This window comes from Ruegeria sp. C10, from assembly GCF_056537805.1.
Genome location: NZ_JBQFSC010000001.1, coordinates 1,694,072 through 1,709,294, shown reverse-complemented (window position 1 = coordinate 1,709,294; position 15,223 = coordinate 1,694,072). Strand labels below are relative to the sequence as shown.

Here is a 15,223-nt window from a genome sequence, read left to right as displayed (position 1 = left end):
TCGATCTACCGATTCTGCGGGATCACCTCATAACCCGGTTCTTCTGGCTCGTCGTCCAGCATCTCGGTTGGGAACCCTGGCGCTTGGATCTCCAGTCCGGTCGCGTCCTCTAGCCGCCTGATGATGTTCGGGGACAGTTCACGCTCACCATATCGCGCGATGCCATCTTCGAAAATCTTGATCATCAATGGGTTTATCTCAAGGGGAACTCCGGCACGGTCGGCGACCTCCTGAAACAGACCGATATCTTTTTTCACCAGGTCCATGGTGAAGGAAATATCGCGCGAGCCGTTCAGGATGACCTGACTTTCGGTCTCGTGCACGAAGGATGTGCCTGACGATATCTTGATCGCCTCATAGGTGGTTCCAAGGTCCATGCCGGCGGCCTTGGCTGTCACCAATGCCTCGGCGCAGGTGATCAGGTTGGCGGTAGCCAGATAATTGGTCAACACCTTTAGAACAGAGGCCGAGCCCAGATCGCCCGTGTGCAAAATGCGCCGCCCCATGGTGGTCAGGAATGGCAGGATACGTTCAAAAGTCTCACGATCACAGCCTGCGAAGATCGAGATATTACCCGTCGCTGCCCGGTGACATCCGCCCGAAACCGGGCAATCCACCGCTGCGCCGCCTCGTTCGATGACCATTGCGCCAAGGCGTTTGACTTCGGCTTCGTCGGTGGTCGACATTTCCATCCAGATTTTGCCAGGGCCGACCTCTGGCAACATTTCCTGCATCACCGCATCCGAGGCCGCAGGAGAAGGCAAACAGGTTATCACCGCATCGCAATCACGCATCAGCTGCGCCGGACTTTCGGCGGCTTTGGCACCTTTGGCGACGAATTCGGTCACCAGATCCGGGCTCAGGTCATGAACCGTCAGATCGATACCGTTTCGTAGCAGCGATCCAGATAGCTTGCCCCCTACATTCCCCAGCCCGATAAACCCTACCTTCATGCGCGGTATCCTCCTGTTCGCATCTTGCTGCCATGCCAGCACGTCGTTGCAGAAGTATCATGCCGCCCAGCGACCCCGACAGGTCGCTTTTTATCCGCTTTTTCACGGATCGGCGCGACTCGCTTGACAAGCAACCCTGCCCTGCCGCATGTCCCTTTCGTTGGTGTCTGCGAGAGCAGATGAAAAGGGAATGCGTCAGCGGTTTTTGCCGTCAAACGCAGCCGCCCCCGCGACCGTGACCGGAGAGGGTGCCCAAAGCCACTGGCAGTATGGCCGGGAAGGCGGGACATCCGACAGAGGCCTCCTCTGACATCCGCAAGCCGGGAGACCTGCCAACGCCCGAAGATGAAACCGGACGGGGTGTTCCGGTGTGGGGCTGTGATCGGCCCGCATGAAACCCCGTCCCCCACGAAGAGGATTTGGGGGGATGAGAGACATGACCGAGACCGCACCGGTCGAACTGCTGGTTTGCACTACCTGCCGTCGTGGGCTGCCTGTCGAGGATGACGCCCAGCGCCCCGGCACGTTGCTGCACAAGGCGCTTGAACAGGCGGGCCTGCCCGAAGGCATTACATTGAAAGCTGTGGAATGCCTGTCGAATTGCGATGAAGGCTGCTCGATCGTGCTACGCGGAGGACCGGATCGCTGGACTTTCGTGTATGAGCATCTGAACGAGATCGACCATGTTGAAACCATCGTCGAAGGCGCAGCCAAATACCTCGCCACCGAGGACGGTTTGGTCAAATGGCGTGAACGTCCTGAACATTTCCGCAAAAACTGTGCGGCCCGCATTCCCCCGATTGGAGCCCTGAAATGAGCAATCTTGAGAAACTCCCCGTCACTGTGATCACCGGCTTTTTGGGCTCGGGCAAAACCACTTTGGTGCGACACCTGATGCAGAACCCGCAGGGCAAGCGTCTGGCGGTGGTCGTCAACGAATTCGGCGATGTCGGCGTCGATGGCGATATCCTGAAGTCCTGCGCCATTCCTGATTGCCCCGCAGAAAACATCATGGAACTGGCCAATGGTTGCATCTGCTGCACCGTGGCCGATGATTTCATCCCGACCATTGAAGCCCTGATGGCACTAGAGCCGCGCCCCGATCACATCCTGATCGAAACCTCCGGTCTTGCCCTGCCAAAACCCCTGCTGAAGGCGTTCGACTGGCCCGATATCCGCTCGAAAATCACCGTCGATGGCGTGATTGCTCTGGCCGATGCCGAGGCTGTGGCCGCTGGTCGGTTTGCTCCGAATGTCGAGGCGGTGGATGCGCAACGCATGGCAGATGACTCGATTGATCATGAAACTCCCTTGTCCGAGGTGTTCGAGGATCAGATTTCCTGCGCCGACATCATTCTGCTGACCAAGCCCGATCTGGCTGGCCCGGAAGGCGTTGCGAAAGCGAAAGAGATCATCGCCGCCGAAGCGCCCCGCCCCCTGCCCGTAGTCGAAGTGGCTGAGGGTGCCGTGGACGTCCGCGTCGTGCTGGGTCTAGAAGCCGCGGCCGAGGATGACATGGACGCGCGTCCCAGCCATCACGACGGCCATCACGATCACGAGCATGACGATTTCGAAAGCATCATCGTTGAACTGCCCGAGCAAACCGATCCGATTGATCTGGTCGCCAAGATTGAACGATTGGCCAACGAGTTGAATATCCTGCGCGTCAAAGGCTATGCCGCCGTTCAGGGCAAGCCCATGCGCCTACTGGTTCAGGCCGTCGGTGCGCGCGTACGTCACCAATATGACCGCCCGTGGGAGCCCGGCGAAGACCGTCGCTCGCGCCTTGTGGTCATTGCCGAGCATGACGATATCAAAGAGGCCGAGATCCGGGATATCCTCGTGGGTGTAACCGAGGCTGCCGAGTAAGACCTATGCACGTCGTCTTCCGCGAAAGCCATGGGCTCGAAGAAACCGAGACCCCGACCGATCTGGGCCAGAGCCCGGCGGATTTGGTGGTGCTGTCCTTTTCCGACAGTGACCTTGGCGCTTTCGCGGCGGGATGGCATCGTGGAGGTGGGCCTGAAGGACGCATGCCAACGATGCGGCTGGCCAATCTGACGGCGCTGAAGCATCCCCTCTCAGTCGACACCTATGTCGAGCAGACACTGGAGGGCGCAAAGGGCATCCTGATCCGTCTGATCGGTGGAGTGCCCTATTGGGCCTACGGCTTGCAGCAGGTTCTGGCGCTGGCGCAGGCCAAAGGGATTGCACTGGCCGTACTGCCCGCAGACGGTCGCGAGGATACGCGGCTGGATGATTACTCTACCCTGCCTGTCTCGACCCTGCGGCGGCTGGCGCATCTGTGCGACACCGGCGGTGAGGTCGCGGCGCAGGCCGCTCTGGCGCAGATGGCACTGGCTGCGGGGTTGTATGCAGGTCCGGTCATGGGCGCCAAGACCATCCCCGAATGCGGTGCCTGGTGCCCAGATCACGGCGTGATCCCTGCAGAAAACGCTCTGCCCGGTGATGCGAAACGTATCATCGTAACCTTCTATCGTGCTTATCTGACCTCGGCGGACACAGCCCCAATCGCAGCGCTGATCCGCAGCTTGCGCGCGCGAGGTTTTGAGGCCGTCGGCCTGTTTGCCCCGTCGCTCAAAGCACCAAATGCCGCCGATTGGCTGAGCGAGACTATTGTGGCGCTGAAGCCTTCGGCGATCGTCAACGCCACCTCATTCTCAGGCAAGGGCGCATCAGGCACCTCACCTCTCGATGTGGCAGAGGTGCCGGTCTTTCAGGTGGCGCTGGCCACCTCACGCCGCAAAGCGTGGGCCGAAGCGGAACGTGGCCTTTCACCAGCTGATCTTGCCATGCATGTGGTCCTTCCGGAAGTGGACGGGCGGATCAACGCGGGCATCGTATCCTTCAAAGAGCCGGGCAAACGCGACCCGCATCTCGAATATTCTCGCTTCGCTCATCGGGCTGAACCCGAACGGATCGAAGCCATCATCAACCGCATCTCCGGCTGGCTGAACCTTCACGACAAACCCAGAGCGGAGCAGGTTCCGGCGCTGGTACTATCGACCTATCCCGGCAAAGACTGGCAGATGGCACATGCAGTGGGTCTGGATGCGCTGGCCTCGGCCGAGGCAATGTTGCTCGACCTGCAAGGCGACGGGTATGACACCGCGCCTGCCGAGCCAATTGCTGAAACTCTTCTTGATGCCCGGATTTCATGGCCGCTAGAGGATTATCAGGCGGCGCTGGCGGCGCTACCGGAAACACTCCGCGCCGATCTCAATAAGGTTTGGGGCACTCCCGAAGACGACCCTGCTTTCACAAACGGCGCATTCCACTTCACTGCGCTGCGTCGCGGAAAGGCTCTGATCGCGCTGCAGCCCGAGCGCGGCACACCCGAACTGCGCGATGACGACTATCACGATCTGTCGCGCACACCGCGCCACGCCTACGTCGCCTTTTACTTGTGGCTGCGCAAAGGATTGGGCGCGGATGCGCTGATCCATATCGGCGCGCATGGCACGCTGGAATGGTTGCCGGGAAAATCAGTCGCCTTGTGCAACGAATGTTGGCCCGAGGCGTTAATCGGCGATCTGCCGGTGATCTACCCCTTCATAGTCAACGACCCCGGCGAGGCCGCGCAGGCCAAGCGTCGGATCGGGGCGGTTACGTTGGGCCATATCCCACCCCCGATGAAGGAAAGCGGCACACCAGATCGCATGGTGCGGCTGGAATCGCTGTTGGACGAGTTCTCGAACGCGGACGGGCTAGACCCCAAACGCCGCGATCGCCTGCAGGAAGATATCCGGGACGAGGCGCAGGCGATCGGGCTGGAAAGCGATCTTGGCCTCGATCAGGCCACCTGTACCGCCGAGGCGATCACGCGCATTGACCGATTTGTCTGCGACATCAAGGAAAGCCAGTTCGGTGATGGGCTGCATATCTATGGGCGCGTCCCCGATGAGACGGGCAATTTCGACGCTGCCCCCTCAGCCCAAGCTGAACGCTCTGCCCTGCTTGACGCTTTAGCGGGCAAACGGATCGAGGCCGGGCCGTCCGGATCCCCCTATCGCGGGCGTACGGATGTTTTGCCGACCGGGCGGAATCTATATACGACCGACCCGCGCTCGGTTCCCACGCGCGCGGCCTATACACAAGGCGTCAAGCTCGCCGAAGAGCTGGTTCGGCGGCATCTGCAGGAAGAAGGCGACTACCCCAAGGGCTTGATCGTCGATCTATGGGGTTCGGCCACTATGCGCACAGCGGGCGAGGAATTCGCCATGGCGCTGCATCTGCTGGGGGTGAAGCCGGTTTGGGATAAAGGGTCTGAGCGGGTCTCGGGCATCGAAGTGTTGCCGATCACCGATCTCAGCCGCCCGCGTCTGGACGTAACACTGCGCGTCTCTGGACTGTTTCGGGACGTGTTCCCGACGCTTTCAGCGCTGTACGGTCAGGCTGTCCGCGCATTGACCAAACGAGATGAAGCACCCGACTGGAATCCTTACGCCGGTCAGGAGCCTGCGGCGCGGGTCTATGGGCCAGCCCCCGGCAGCTATGGTCTGAACATGACTCATCTGTCCGTAACCTATACGGATGAGGCACGCGTGCAAGCGGGTGAGGCTTGGCTTGATGCCAGTTCCTTCGCTTTGGAAGGCGAGCATATAGCGCAAGATAAGGACGGCATCTCTCAGCGCGTCGCCAATGCCGACAGCTTTGTGCACCTACAGGACCTGACCGAAACCGATCTGCTGCTGGCCAACGACTATGCCACGCACGAGGCCGGATTTGCCGCCGCCAAGAAAATCACCGGCGGTACCGCACAGCTCTATCATCTGGACAATACCAACCCGGACAACCCGCGCGCCCGTACCCTGCCCGAGGAAATCAGCCGCGTCGTCTATGCCCGCGCCGCCAACCCGGGCTGGATTGCCGGAATGCAGCGGCACGGGTTTCGGGGTGCCGCTGAAATCGCGGCGACGCTGGATCATATGGCATCTTTCGCGCATCTGTCCGGCACAGTCGCACCGCATCTGTTCGATCTGTACCACGACGCCACGCTGGGCAATGAAGAGGTCGACGCCTTCCTGCAACAGGCAAACCCGCAAGCACATCAGGCCATGCAGGATCGGTTCCGGGCACTGCTGGAGGCAGGGCTATGGCATACCCGCCGGAACTCGATCCGCGCCGACCTGGAGGGGTTGGGATGAGTGCGCCCATCGTGCAGGGCTGGTGCCCCGGTGCCCATCGCCCGATGATGTCCGGTGATGGGCTGGTCGTGCGTGTGCGCCCTCGGCTGGCGCGCCTGGATGCCCAACAGGCGATAGGGCTGTGCGAATTGGCGGAACGGTTCGGCAATGGCACGATCGACCTTACCAACCGCGCCAACCTTCAGCTGCGTGGAGCAAAGGAAACCGACCATCAATCCTTGTTGGCCGCGCTTTCCTCGCTGAACCTGCTGGACGCCGAACCCGGAATCGAAATTCGCCGCAACATTCTGGTCTCGCCACTCTATGAAGCCGGTGATCTGACCGCTCGGCTGACACAGGAATTGATCCAGCGTCTGGCCGAGCTTCCGGATTTACCTGCCAAGTTCGGCTTTGCCATCGACACAGGTTCCGAGCGTTTATTGGCCGATGACTCGGCGGATATCCGGCTTGAACTCGGTTCGGGCAGCCTGATCCTGCGCGCGGACGGGGCCGAAACCGGGCGAGTGGTGTCGGAAGCTCAAGCCATCGACCAAGTGATCGCGTTGGCGAAGTGGTTTGCGCAAACCCACACAACCGAGACCCGCCGCATGGCGCGGACCGTTGCCACATATGGTTTGCCCAACGAGTGGCAAGGCAGCGCGCCCGGCCCCATTGGCGTGCCTCTTCAACCGGGAGCCTGCGTGCAGGGGACACTCTATGGCGCTGCCTTTGGGCAGCTACCGGCGCGGCAACTCCATTTGCTGATCGAAAACAGCAACGCCACTGCCCTGCGGGTCACACCATGGCGGCTGTTCCTGTTGGAAGGCGGGGCGGCGATACCCGCCCTTGACTTTGTCACAGATGGCACCGACCCGCTGAGAACAACCGACGCCTGCCCCGGCGCGCCATACTGCCCGCAGGCGCAGGTCGAAACCCGCGGTGTGGCGCGCGCCCTGGCCGCGCGCGTTGCAGGCAGCCTGCATGTATCGGGCTGCGCCAAGGGATGCGCCCGAATGGGTCCGGCCGATGTCACTTTGGTTGGCAATTCCGGACGATTTGACCTTGTCAAACAAGGCCGTGCGGGGGATGAGCCCTGCCAACGCGGCCTGACCGAAGAAACACTCATGACCATGGACTTCACCTGATGCCCTATGAATACGAAACCGACGGCGCGGCGATCTACAAGCAGAGCTTTGCCACCATCCGATCCGAGGCTGATCTGGCCCGGTTCGATGCCGATGAAGAACAGGTCGCCGTTCGGATGATCCACGCCGCAGGGATGGTCGGGCTGGAAGAGTTCGTCCATTTCTCGGACGGTTTTGTCTCGGCAGCGCGTTCCGCGCTGGAAAATGGCGCGCCGATCCTGTGTGATGCCCGCATGGTCAGCGAAGGCGTCACCCGCTTTCGCCTGCCCGCTGATAACGAAGTGATCTGCACCCTGCATGACGAGCGCGTGCGCCCTCTGGCTGCCGAAATGAGCAACACGCGCTCTGCCGCCGCGCTAGAGCTGTGGCGTCCGCATCTGGAAGGAGCACTGGTCGCGATCGGTAACGCCCCTACCGCGCTTTTCCACCTGCTGAACATGTTGGAAGATCCCGACTGCCCACGCCCCGCTGCCATTATCGGCTGCCCGGTGGGCTTCGTCGGAGCGGTCGAGTCCAAGGATGCCTTGTGGGAAGCGCAGCCCGTACCCTCCTGCATCGTCAAAGGCCGTTTGGGAGGCAGTGCGATCACAGTTGCTGCCATCAATGCTATCGCGAGCCGCACGGAATGAGCGGGGGTAAAATATACGGCGTGGGCCTCGGCCCCGGCGATCCGGACCTGATGAGTGTCCGTGCGGACCGCCTGCTGCGCAATGCCCGCCATGTGGCGTTTTTTCGCAAACCTGGCCGCACAGGTCAGGCCCGCAAGATCGTCAATGGAATGATCCCCGGCGACGCCATCGAGTTTCCAATGGAGTACCCGGTAACCACCGAAATCCCGGTGACGGATCCAAGGTATAATGAACTCCTTTCGGTGTTTTACGAAGACTGTGCCGCACATCTGAAGTCGCTTACCGAAAATGGTGAGGATGTAGTGGTCCTGTGCGAAGGCGATCCGTTCTTCTATGGATCATTTATGCACCTTTACAATCGACTACGAGACATATCTGAAGTCGAAGTCGTACCTGCCATAACCGGCATGTCCGGCGCCTGGACCGCAACCGGTGACCCGATAACTTGGGGCGACGATGTCCTCACGGTTCTTGTTGGAACCTTGCCCGAGGATACTCTGACTGAACGCATGACCCAGACCGACGCGCTGGTTGTCATGAAGATCGGGCGGAACTTCGACAAGGTAAAGCGCGCGCTGAAACAGGCCGGGCTGTATGACCGCGCGTGGATCGTCGAATACGCTCAGATGCCGAACCAACGGGTCTGCAAACTGTCTGATAATTGCGAAGGAATCACGCCCTATTTCTCAATCATACTGGTTCATGGACAGGGACGCCGACCATGAGCGGTTGGGTCAAGATCGCTGGCCTTGGGCCTGGAAACGAAGCACTGGTCACTCCCGAAGTCACTGCCGCGCTGGCAGAAGCGACGGACGTGGTTGGTTACATCCCTTATGTTGCTCGGGTGGCCGAGCGAGAGGGGTTGACCCTGCACGCCAGCGATAACCGGGTCGAGATCGACCGCTCTCGGCACGCTTTGCAAATGGCGGCCGGCGGTAAACGCGTCGTTGTAGTCTCGTCAGGGGATCCCGGCGTGTTTGCAATGGCCGCTGCGGTGTTTGAAGCGCTTGAAAACGGGCCGAAAGACTGGCGTGACATACAGATCGACGTGCTGCCGGGGATCACTGCGATGCTGGCGGCTTCGGCCCGCGCTGGGGCGCCGTTAGGGCATGATTTCTGCGCCATCAACCTGAGCGACAACCTGAAGCCATGGCCACTGATCGAAAAGCGCCTCCGACTTGCCGCGCAGGGCGATTTCGCCATGGCGTTCTATAACCCTCGCTCGAAGTCTCGACCGGAAGGGTTTGAAAAAACGCTGGAAATCCTGCGGGAGGAATGTGAGCCGGAACGCCTGATCCTGTTCGCACGCGCTGTATCCCGCGAGGATGAGGCTTTGCGGATTTCAACTCTGGAAGAAGCCACGGCAGATATGGCGGACATGCAGACCGTCGTCATCGTCGGCTCGTCCCTGACCCGCATAGTCGAGCGCAACAGCGCCCCGATCGTCTACACCCCGAGATTCACGCTGGCCAAGGATTAAGTATGCGCCAGCCAGTCCAAGACCTGCGTGACATTTGCCAACTCGGTCCGCTTCGGCAGGGTCGGACGGTCTATCATCAGAACCGGCAAGCCCAGCGCCCTGGCGGCATCCAGTTTGGCCCGCGCGCCGGTGCCACCCGCATTCTTGGATACAATCAATTGCGTATGGTGACGTTCCATCAAGGCCCGGTCCTCTTCAACAGAAAACGGGCCCCGCGAAACGATCACATCGCTTTTCGGAAGCGGCAATGCGTCCGGATCGTCTACAAGCCGCAAAAGATAGTGATGCTGAGGTTGGGCTGCGAAGTCATGAAGATGCATGCGGCCAACTGCCAGGAAGACGCGGCGGGCTGGACCGGCCAGAGCTTCAACCGCACCTTCAATATCCGGTACGTGCTGCCAGTTGTCCCCGTCTTGCGCGACCCAAGCAGGTCGCGTCAAAGCGGCCAAGGGCGTTGCGCCCCCCGCACAGGCTTCCACCGCATTTCGGCTCATCTGTGCCGCAAAGGGATGAGTCGCATCGACAACATGGCTGACGCCGTGCTCGTGAATGTACCGCGCCAGTCCCGCTGCACCACCAAACCCGCCCACGCGCATCGGCACGGGTTGCGAGCGCGGGTTATCGACACGTCCAGCGTAGGAATATGTAGCGGGAATGCCTTGATCGGCAACCGATTTTGCCAGAGCATTCGCCTCGGTCGTGCCACCAAGAATCAGGAGGTTGGGCATGTCTGAAACTCCGTGGTTGACCGTTCTGGGTTTGGGCGAAGATGGACTGGATGGCCTGTCCCCTGCAAGCCGTCAAGTGCTGGACCGCGCTGAGATTGTCATGGGTCCGACACGCCACCTGTCGTTGATCCCAGACAGCGCGGCGGAACGGATTGAATGGCCGGTCCCATTTGCCGATGGCCTGCCAATTCTGACCGCATTGCGCGGTCGGCAAACCGTTGTGCTGGCCTCGGGTGATCCGTTCTGGTTCGGGGCCGGGTCCGTTATCGCGCGTAATTTCGAAACGAACGAATGGATCGCCCTACCCGGCCAGTCGACCTTTTCGCTTGCTGCTGCGCGGCTTGGTTGGCCGCTTGAAAACACGTTGACCTTCGGGCTACATGCCGCGCCTCTGACGCGCCTTCGCCCTCACTTGGCACCCGGCCTGCGCGCGATTCTCTTGCTGCGCGACGGCAAAGCCGTAGCCGAGCTTGCGACCTATCTGGGCAAAACCGATTTTGCGGATTGTACTCTGCACGTCATGGAAGCGCTCGGTGGCCCCCGTGAACGCGCGCGCAGCGTGTCGCTGACCGAGGCGTTGCTTGGAACCTTCGAACATCCGGTTTGTGTCGGTCTTGATGTCGCGGGTACTGGGCGTGCCTTTCCCAAAGCCTCGGGAAAGCCCGATGACATCTTTGAAACCGACGGCCAGATCACCAAGCGCCCCATTCGCGCGCTAACCCTGTCGGCGCTTGCCCCTCAGCGGGGTGAGCATCTGTGGGATATTGGCGGCGGCACCGGTTCGATCAGCATCGAATGGCTGATGTGCGATCCGACGCTAACTGCAACGACTATCGAGCCGCGTGCTGATCGGGCCGAACGCATTCGCCGCAATGCCAATACGTTAGGGCAGGATCGGTTGTGCGTTGTGCACGGTTCTGCACCAGAGTCGTTGGCTGATCTTGACCGACCCGATGTGGTGTTCATCGGTGGCGGTCTGAGTGCGGATCTGCTGAACTGGCTACACGCTAATCTTCAGGCCGGCACGCGGCTGATCGCCAACGCGGTGACATTGGAAAGCGAAGCGTTACTAGCTGAATGGCACGACAAGCTCGGCGGAGACCTGCTGCGCATCGAACTGGCGCAGGCAGCTGCGCTTGGTCCACGGCGAGGCTGGAAATCTGCCTACCCAGTGGTGCAGTGGAGCCTCACGTTATGATCGTCGCGGGGTTAGGTTTCTCATCCTCTGCTACGCTGGCCAGTCTTCGTGCCGCTTTCGAGCTTGCCTCGACAGGAAAAACTGTCGATGCCCTTGCGACCGTTGCGGACAAGGACGGACACGCCGCACTTGCCGCGCTTGCAGAAGCAACTGAGCTGCCGATACATTTCATTCCGGCAAATGATCTTGCCGAACAACGCACACTTACTTGCTCAACCCGCAGTCGCGCCACATATGGCACCGGCAGCGTGGCCGAAGCATCCGCTCTTGCTGCCGCCGGACATGGCGCGCGGCTGATTTCACCCAGACAAATCTCGGACGACCGGCTTGCAACCTGCGCCGTCGCCATCGGAGGACAGACATGACCGTTCATTTCATCGGCGCCGGACCGGGCGCCGCCGACCTGCTGACCCTGCGCGGGCGCGATATCATCGCCTCCTGCCCGGTGTGCCTCTATGCGGGTTCATTGGTACCCGAGGAAATTCTAGGCCACTGCCCCGAAGGCGCGAAGATCGTAAACACCGCACCCATGGATCTGGATCAGATCATGGCCGAAATCGAAGCAGCGCATAAAGCTGGACAGGACGTGGCGCGGCTGCATTCCGGGGACCTCTCGGTCTGGTCGGCGATGGGTGAGCAAATCAGACGTCTGAAAGAGATGGGTGTCCCGGTCAGCGTCACGCCCGGTGTACCCTCGTTTGCGGCTGCGGCTGCAGCGCTCGGGACCGAGCTGACACTGCCCGGTCTGGCGCAATCAGTGGTCTTGACCCGCACGCCCGGGCGTGCGTCTTCGATGCCGGAAGGCGAGACACTGAAAAACTTCGCTAAAACAGGTGCGACTTTGGCTATCCACCTTTCGATCGGAAATCTGGATAACGTCATCGCCGACCTGACACCTGCCTATGGGGCAGACTGCCCGGTCGCCGTGGTCTACCGCGCTAGTTGGCCGGATGAGAAGATCATCCGCGCAACGCTTGCCACGTTGAAGGAGGCACTGGACAACAGCATCTCGCGCACCGCACTGATCATGGTTGGTCCGGCGCTTGCAGGTGAAGGGTTTGACGAAAGCTGTCTGTATTCCAAGACATATGACCGCCGCTATCGCCCTCAAAGCGCCGACAGTCCGTGGTCGAGCTGGAGCCATGGTGATGACTAACCCACCGGGAATACTGATTTCCGCTCCGTCGTCGGGTACAGGCAAGACCACAGTCATGCTGGGATTGCTCCGCGCGCTGGCCGAGGACGGCTTGACCGTGCAACCGTTCAAAAGCGGGCCGGACTATATAGATCCGGCGTTTCACCGCGCTGCAGCGGGCCGAGCCTCGTTCAATCTGGATAGCTGGGCGATGGGAGAGCCACTGCTAACCGCGATCTCAGAGCAGGCAACCGGAGCAGATATCGTGGTGGCCGAGGGCTCGATGGGTCTGTTTGATGGTGTCGCCAAACCCGGAGAGCTGGGGCATGGGTCGAGCGCTGAAACGGCGCTGCGCATGGGATGGCCGGTCGTTCTGGTCCTGGATGTCGGAGGACAGGCGCAATCGGCGGCGGCGACCGCGCTTGGCTTTCGGATGTATAACCCCGATCTACCTTTTGCCGGGGTGATCCTGAACCGCTGTGCCAGCCCAAGACATGAGCGGCTGACGCGGCTGGGCATGGAACGGGCTGGATTGCCGGTTCTGGGCGTTCTTCCGCGCCGAGGTGATCTGACTCTGCCCGAAAGACATCTAGGCCTGATCCAGGCGGTTGAGCATCCGGATCTGGAAACGGCAATCGCCGGATATGCCGCATTCCTGCGTGAACATGTCGATCTGGATGCGATCAAACGGGCGGCCTCATCAGGCCCTGCTGGGCCATCGTCAGCAGCGCTGCCGCGACCCCCGGCGCAGCGGATCGCACTGGCCCGTGATGCAGCGTTTTCATTTACCTACCCGCATCTGCTGGAAGGGTGGCGCAGCGCCGGTGCAGAAATACTGCCCTTTTCCCCACTGGCAAACGAAGCGCCAACTGCAGACGCTGAACTGGTCTGGCTACCGGGGGGCTATCCCGAGCTGCACGCAGGAACATTGGCGGCAGCAGATACCTTCTTGACGGGGCTGCGCAAACACGCGGAAACGCGGCCCGTGCATGGTGAATGCGGGGGCTATATGGCATTGGGGGAAGTTCTGGTCGACAAGGAAGGCGCGCCACATCAGATGGCGGGGTTGTTGGGTCTGCAAACCTCATACCAAAAGCGCAAATTCAACCTTGGCTATCGTAGGGCTGAACTTTTGGCGTCGATGCCTGGCTTTGCCAAGGGTACCGCCTTGCGCGGACATGAGTTCCACTATTCCTCGATCATCGAACAACCTGACGCTCCTCTTGCGCGAGTCTTCGATGCCGAGGGGGCCGAAGGCCCTCAGACAGGATCGCGACGTGGCAATGTCACCGGCACATTTTTCCATCTTATTGCAGAGGCCTCGGCATGACCGGTTTTGTCTCTTTCATTGGCTCCGGTCCGGGTGATCCGGAGCTACTAACGCTCAAGGCCGTAGACCGGATGCAGAAGGCCGATGCGGTGCTGTTTGATGATCTCAGCAGCGGCCCGATCCTGACCCATGCGCGTGACGATGCTGATCTGGTTGGTGTTGGCAAACGCGCCGGTCGCCCTTCGCCAAAGCAGGATCACGTCAGCCGATTGTTGGTGGAGTATGCGCAGACCGGTCAGCAGGTGGTACGCCTGAAATCCGGTGATGGAGGATTGTTCGGTCGACTGGAGGAAGAATTGGTCGCGTTGCAGGCAGCCGGCATCAAATATGAGATCATTCCCGGCATCCCCTCTGCCGTCGCGGCGGCAGCTGCCGCTGGTATTCCTCTGACCCGACGCCTGACTGCACGTCGTGTTCAATTCGTCACCGGGCATGACGTAAGTGGCAAATTGCCGACCGATCTGAACCTTCCCGCCCTGGCTGATGCTAGCGCGACGACGGTCGTATTTATGGGCAAGCGCACTTTTCCCTTGCTGGTCGAAGCCCTGAGCGCGCATGGCTTGCCTTTGGACACGCCTGCTTTGATGGCCGAATCTGTTTCAACTCCCGAGCAATCCTTGGAGCGCTCCACAATCGGAGACCTGTCCGACAAGCTGCGATCCGAGGTTGGAACCGCCCCGGCCCTGATCCTGTATGGCCCGCTGGCAGAGTTCGAAGATGTTTGAACTGATTCTGATCGGAATCGGCACGGGTAATCCCGACCACCTGACCTTTCAGGGGGCGAAGGCGATCAGATCAGCGGACCTGATCCTGATTCCGCGAAAAGGAGAGAACAAAGCCGATCTGGCCGGTTTGCGCGAAGACATCATCACGCAGGTCACCGACAAACCTGCACGGATCGCCTATTTCGACGTTCCCAAACGCCGGGCAGATGACGGTTATCTCCGAGGCGTCGATGAATGGCACGACGCAATTGCCCTGCGCTGGCACGAGGCGATTTCAGCCTACCCGGACGCGCAGAAGGTGGCGTTGCTGATCTGGGGTGATCCGTCGCTGTATGACAGTTCGCTAAGAATTGCAGCGCGGCTGGACCCGCAACCGCGAGTCCAGGTTGTGCCGGGAATCACAGCGTTACAGGCATTGACTGCAGCCCATGCGATCCCGATCAATGATCTGGGCGCGCCCTATGTCGTGACCACAGGCCGTCGCATCCGCGATGATGGATGGCCTGAAACGGCGTCGAAAGTGGCCGTAATGCTGGATGGCGAATGCTCGTTCCAGAGCCTGAAGATGACCGATTATGACATCTGGTGGGGGGCATATGTGGGCATGAAAGAAGAGATTCTGATCAAAGGCCCATTGGCGGATGTGGCGCAAGACATTCTGGATACCCGCGCGCAGGCCCGTTCTGATCACGGCTGGATCATGGATATCTATCTGCTGAAGAAACGTGCGACCTGACGCGCGCACAGGATTGT

Annotated in this window: 15 protein-coding genes and 1 riboswitch; of the genes, 13 read left to right on the top strand and 2 right to left on the bottom strand. The window is 60.5% G+C overall.

The annotated features are described in order from the left end of the window. Window positions 1–5: 5 nt before the first annotated feature. Window positions 6–992, bottom strand: a complete 987-nt coding sequence (locus tag ACR0DE_RS08195; RefSeq protein WP_480752583.1) for an NAD(P)-dependent oxidoreductase — start codon at window positions 990–992, stop codon at window positions 6–8. A 105-nt stretch (window positions 993–1,097) separates the two neighbouring features. Next, window positions 1,098–1,304, top strand: a riboswitch (cobalamin riboswitch). An 85-nt stretch (window positions 1,305–1,389) separates the two neighbouring features. Between ACR0DE_RS08195 and ACR0DE_RS08190 the strand changes: the two genes are divergently transcribed. The 7 genes from ACR0DE_RS08190 to cobJ are packed head-to-tail and all read left to right on the top strand — an operon-like array spanning window position 1,390 to window position 9,354. Further along, window positions 1,390–1,770, top strand: a complete 381-nt coding sequence (locus ACR0DE_RS08190; protein ID WP_170391837.1) for a DUF1636 family protein — start codon at window positions 1,390–1,392, stop codon at window positions 1,768–1,770. Then, on the top strand, window positions 1,767–2,822 hold the full coding sequence (cobW, locus tag ACR0DE_RS08185) for a cobalamin biosynthesis protein CobW (RefSeq protein WP_170662098.1): 1,056 nt from the start codon (window positions 1,767–1,769) through the stop codon (window positions 2,820–2,822). Before ACR0DE_RS08190 ends, cobW begins: the two co-directional genes overlap by 4 nt. Before the next feature lie 5 nt (window positions 2,823–2,827). Next, window positions 2,828–6,121, top strand: coding sequence for a cobaltochelatase subunit CobN (cobN, locus tag ACR0DE_RS08180; protein ID WP_480752513.1), 3,294 nt, complete (start codon window positions 2,828–2,830; stop codon window positions 6,119–6,121). Next, the gene (cobG, locus tag ACR0DE_RS08175; protein ID WP_480752511.1) at window positions 6,118–7,245 is read left to right on the top strand and encodes a precorrin-3B synthase; all 1,128 of its coding nucleotides are present in this window, start codon (window positions 6,118–6,120) and stop codon (window positions 7,243–7,245) included. The genes cobN and cobG overlap by 4 nt, the downstream gene beginning before the upstream one ends. Then, window positions 7,245–7,874, top strand: a complete 630-nt coding sequence (locus tag ACR0DE_RS08170; RefSeq protein WP_170391845.1) for a precorrin-8X methylmutase — start codon at window positions 7,245–7,247, stop codon at window positions 7,872–7,874. The genes cobG and ACR0DE_RS08170 overlap by 1 nt, the downstream gene beginning before the upstream one ends. Next, on the top strand, window positions 7,871–8,599 hold the full coding sequence (locus tag ACR0DE_RS08165) for a precorrin-2 C(20)-methyltransferase (RefSeq protein ID WP_170401239.1): 729 nt from the start codon (window positions 7,871–7,873) through the stop codon (window positions 8,597–8,599). Before ACR0DE_RS08170 ends, ACR0DE_RS08165 begins: the two co-directional genes overlap by 4 nt. Next, a complete protein-coding gene (gene cobJ / locus ACR0DE_RS08160) occupies window positions 8,596–9,354 on the top strand; it encodes a precorrin-3B C(17)-methyltransferase (protein ID WP_480752504.1) in 759 nt (252 codons plus the stop codon). Before ACR0DE_RS08165 ends, cobJ begins: the two co-directional genes overlap by 4 nt. Here cobJ and ACR0DE_RS08155 read toward each other — a convergent pair. After that, window positions 9,351–10,082, bottom strand: a complete 732-nt coding sequence (locus tag ACR0DE_RS08155; RefSeq protein ID WP_170391851.1) for a cobalt-precorrin-6A reductase — start codon at window positions 10,080–10,082, stop codon at window positions 9,351–9,353. The two genes, cobJ and ACR0DE_RS08155, sit on opposite strands and share 4 nt — an antisense overlap. Here ACR0DE_RS08155 and cbiE point away from each other — a divergent pair. Genes cbiE through cobF form a run of 6 tightly spaced genes read left to right on the top strand, consistent with a single transcriptional unit; the run spans window position 10,081 to window position 15,206 of the window. Beyond that, complete coding sequence (gene cbiE, locus ACR0DE_RS08150; RefSeq protein ID WP_480752501.1) at window positions 10,081–11,280, top strand: precorrin-6y C5,15-methyltransferase (decarboxylating) subunit CbiE; 1,200 nt, start codon at window positions 10,081–10,083, stop codon at window positions 11,278–11,280. The genes ACR0DE_RS08155 and cbiE overlap by 2 nt on opposite strands. Further along, a complete protein-coding gene (locus ACR0DE_RS08145; RefSeq protein WP_170401248.1) occupies window positions 11,277–11,645 on the top strand; it encodes a cobalamin biosynthesis protein in 369 nt (122 codons plus the stop codon). The genes cbiE and ACR0DE_RS08145 overlap by 4 nt, the downstream gene beginning before the upstream one ends. Next, window positions 11,642–12,436: a precorrin-4 C(11)-methyltransferase gene (cobM, locus tag ACR0DE_RS08140; protein ID WP_480752496.1), complete on the top strand. Its 795-nt coding sequence runs from the start codon at window positions 11,642–11,644 to the stop codon at window positions 12,434–12,436. The genes ACR0DE_RS08145 and cobM overlap by 4 nt, the downstream gene beginning before the upstream one ends. After that, window positions 12,423–13,745, top strand: coding sequence for a cobyrinic acid a,c-diamide synthase CobB (locus ACR0DE_RS08135; protein ID WP_480752494.1), 1,323 nt, complete (start codon window positions 12,423–12,425; stop codon window positions 13,743–13,745). Before cobM ends, ACR0DE_RS08135 begins: the two co-directional genes overlap by 14 nt. Further along, the gene (gene cobA / locus ACR0DE_RS08130; protein WP_170512172.1) at window positions 13,742–14,470 is read left to right on the top strand and encodes a uroporphyrinogen-III C-methyltransferase; all 729 of its coding nucleotides are present in this window, start codon (window positions 13,742–13,744) and stop codon (window positions 14,468–14,470) included. Before ACR0DE_RS08135 ends, cobA begins: the two co-directional genes overlap by 4 nt. Further along, complete coding sequence (cobF, locus tag ACR0DE_RS08125) at window positions 14,463–15,206, top strand: precorrin-6A synthase (deacetylating) (RefSeq protein ID WP_480752491.1); 744 nt, start codon at window positions 14,463–14,465, stop codon at window positions 15,204–15,206. Before cobA ends, cobF begins: the two co-directional genes overlap by 8 nt. Window positions 15,207–15,223: the final 17 nt, after the last annotated feature.

What these genes read in the sequence shown, in the direction of transcription:
- ACR0DE_RS08190 (WP_170391837.1), top strand. Translation starts at nt 1,390, where the DNA reads ATGACCGAGACCGCACCGGTCGAACTGCTGGTTTGCACTACCTGCCGT.
- cobW (WP_170662098.1), top strand. Translation starts at nt 1,767, where the DNA reads ATGAGCAATCTTGAGAAACTCCCCGTCACTGTGATCACCGGCTTTTTG.
- cobN (WP_480752513.1), top strand. Translation starts at nt 2,828, where the DNA reads ATGCACGTCGTCTTCCGCGAAAGCCATGGGCTCGAAGAAACCGAGACC.
- cobG (WP_480752511.1), top strand. Translation starts at nt 6,118, where the DNA reads ATGAGTGCGCCCATCGTGCAGGGCTGGTGCCCCGGTGCCCATCGCCCG.
- ACR0DE_RS08170 (WP_170391845.1), top strand. Translation starts at nt 7,245, where the DNA reads ATGCCCTATGAATACGAAACCGACGGCGCGGCGATCTACAAGCAGAGC.
- ACR0DE_RS08165 (WP_170401239.1), top strand. Translation starts at nt 7,871, where the DNA reads ATGAGCGGGGGTAAAATATACGGCGTGGGCCTCGGCCCCGGCGATCCG.
- cobJ (WP_480752504.1), top strand. Translation starts at nt 8,596, where the DNA reads ATGAGCGGTTGGGTCAAGATCGCTGGCCTTGGGCCTGGAAACGAAGCA.
- cbiE (WP_480752501.1), top strand. Translation starts at nt 10,081, where the DNA reads ATGTCTGAAACTCCGTGGTTGACCGTTCTGGGTTTGGGCGAAGATGGA.
- ACR0DE_RS08155 (WP_170391851.1), bottom strand. Translation starts at nt 10,082, where the DNA reads ATGCCCAACCTCCTGATTCTTGGTGGCACGACCGAGGCGAATGCTCTG.
- ACR0DE_RS08145 (WP_170401248.1), top strand. Translation starts at nt 11,277, where the DNA reads ATGATCGTCGCGGGGTTAGGTTTCTCATCCTCTGCTACGCTGGCCAGT.
- cobM (WP_480752496.1), top strand. Translation starts at nt 11,642, where the DNA reads ATGACCGTTCATTTCATCGGCGCCGGACCGGGCGCCGCCGACCTGCTG.
- ACR0DE_RS08135 (WP_480752494.1), top strand. Translation starts at nt 12,423, where the DNA reads ATGGTGATGACTAACCCACCGGGAATACTGATTTCCGCTCCGTCGTCG.
- cobA (WP_170512172.1), top strand. Translation starts at nt 13,742, where the DNA reads ATGACCGGTTTTGTCTCTTTCATTGGCTCCGGTCCGGGTGATCCGGAG.
- cobF (WP_480752491.1), top strand. Translation starts at nt 14,463, where the DNA reads ATGTTTGAACTGATTCTGATCGGAATCGGCACGGGTAATCCCGACCAC.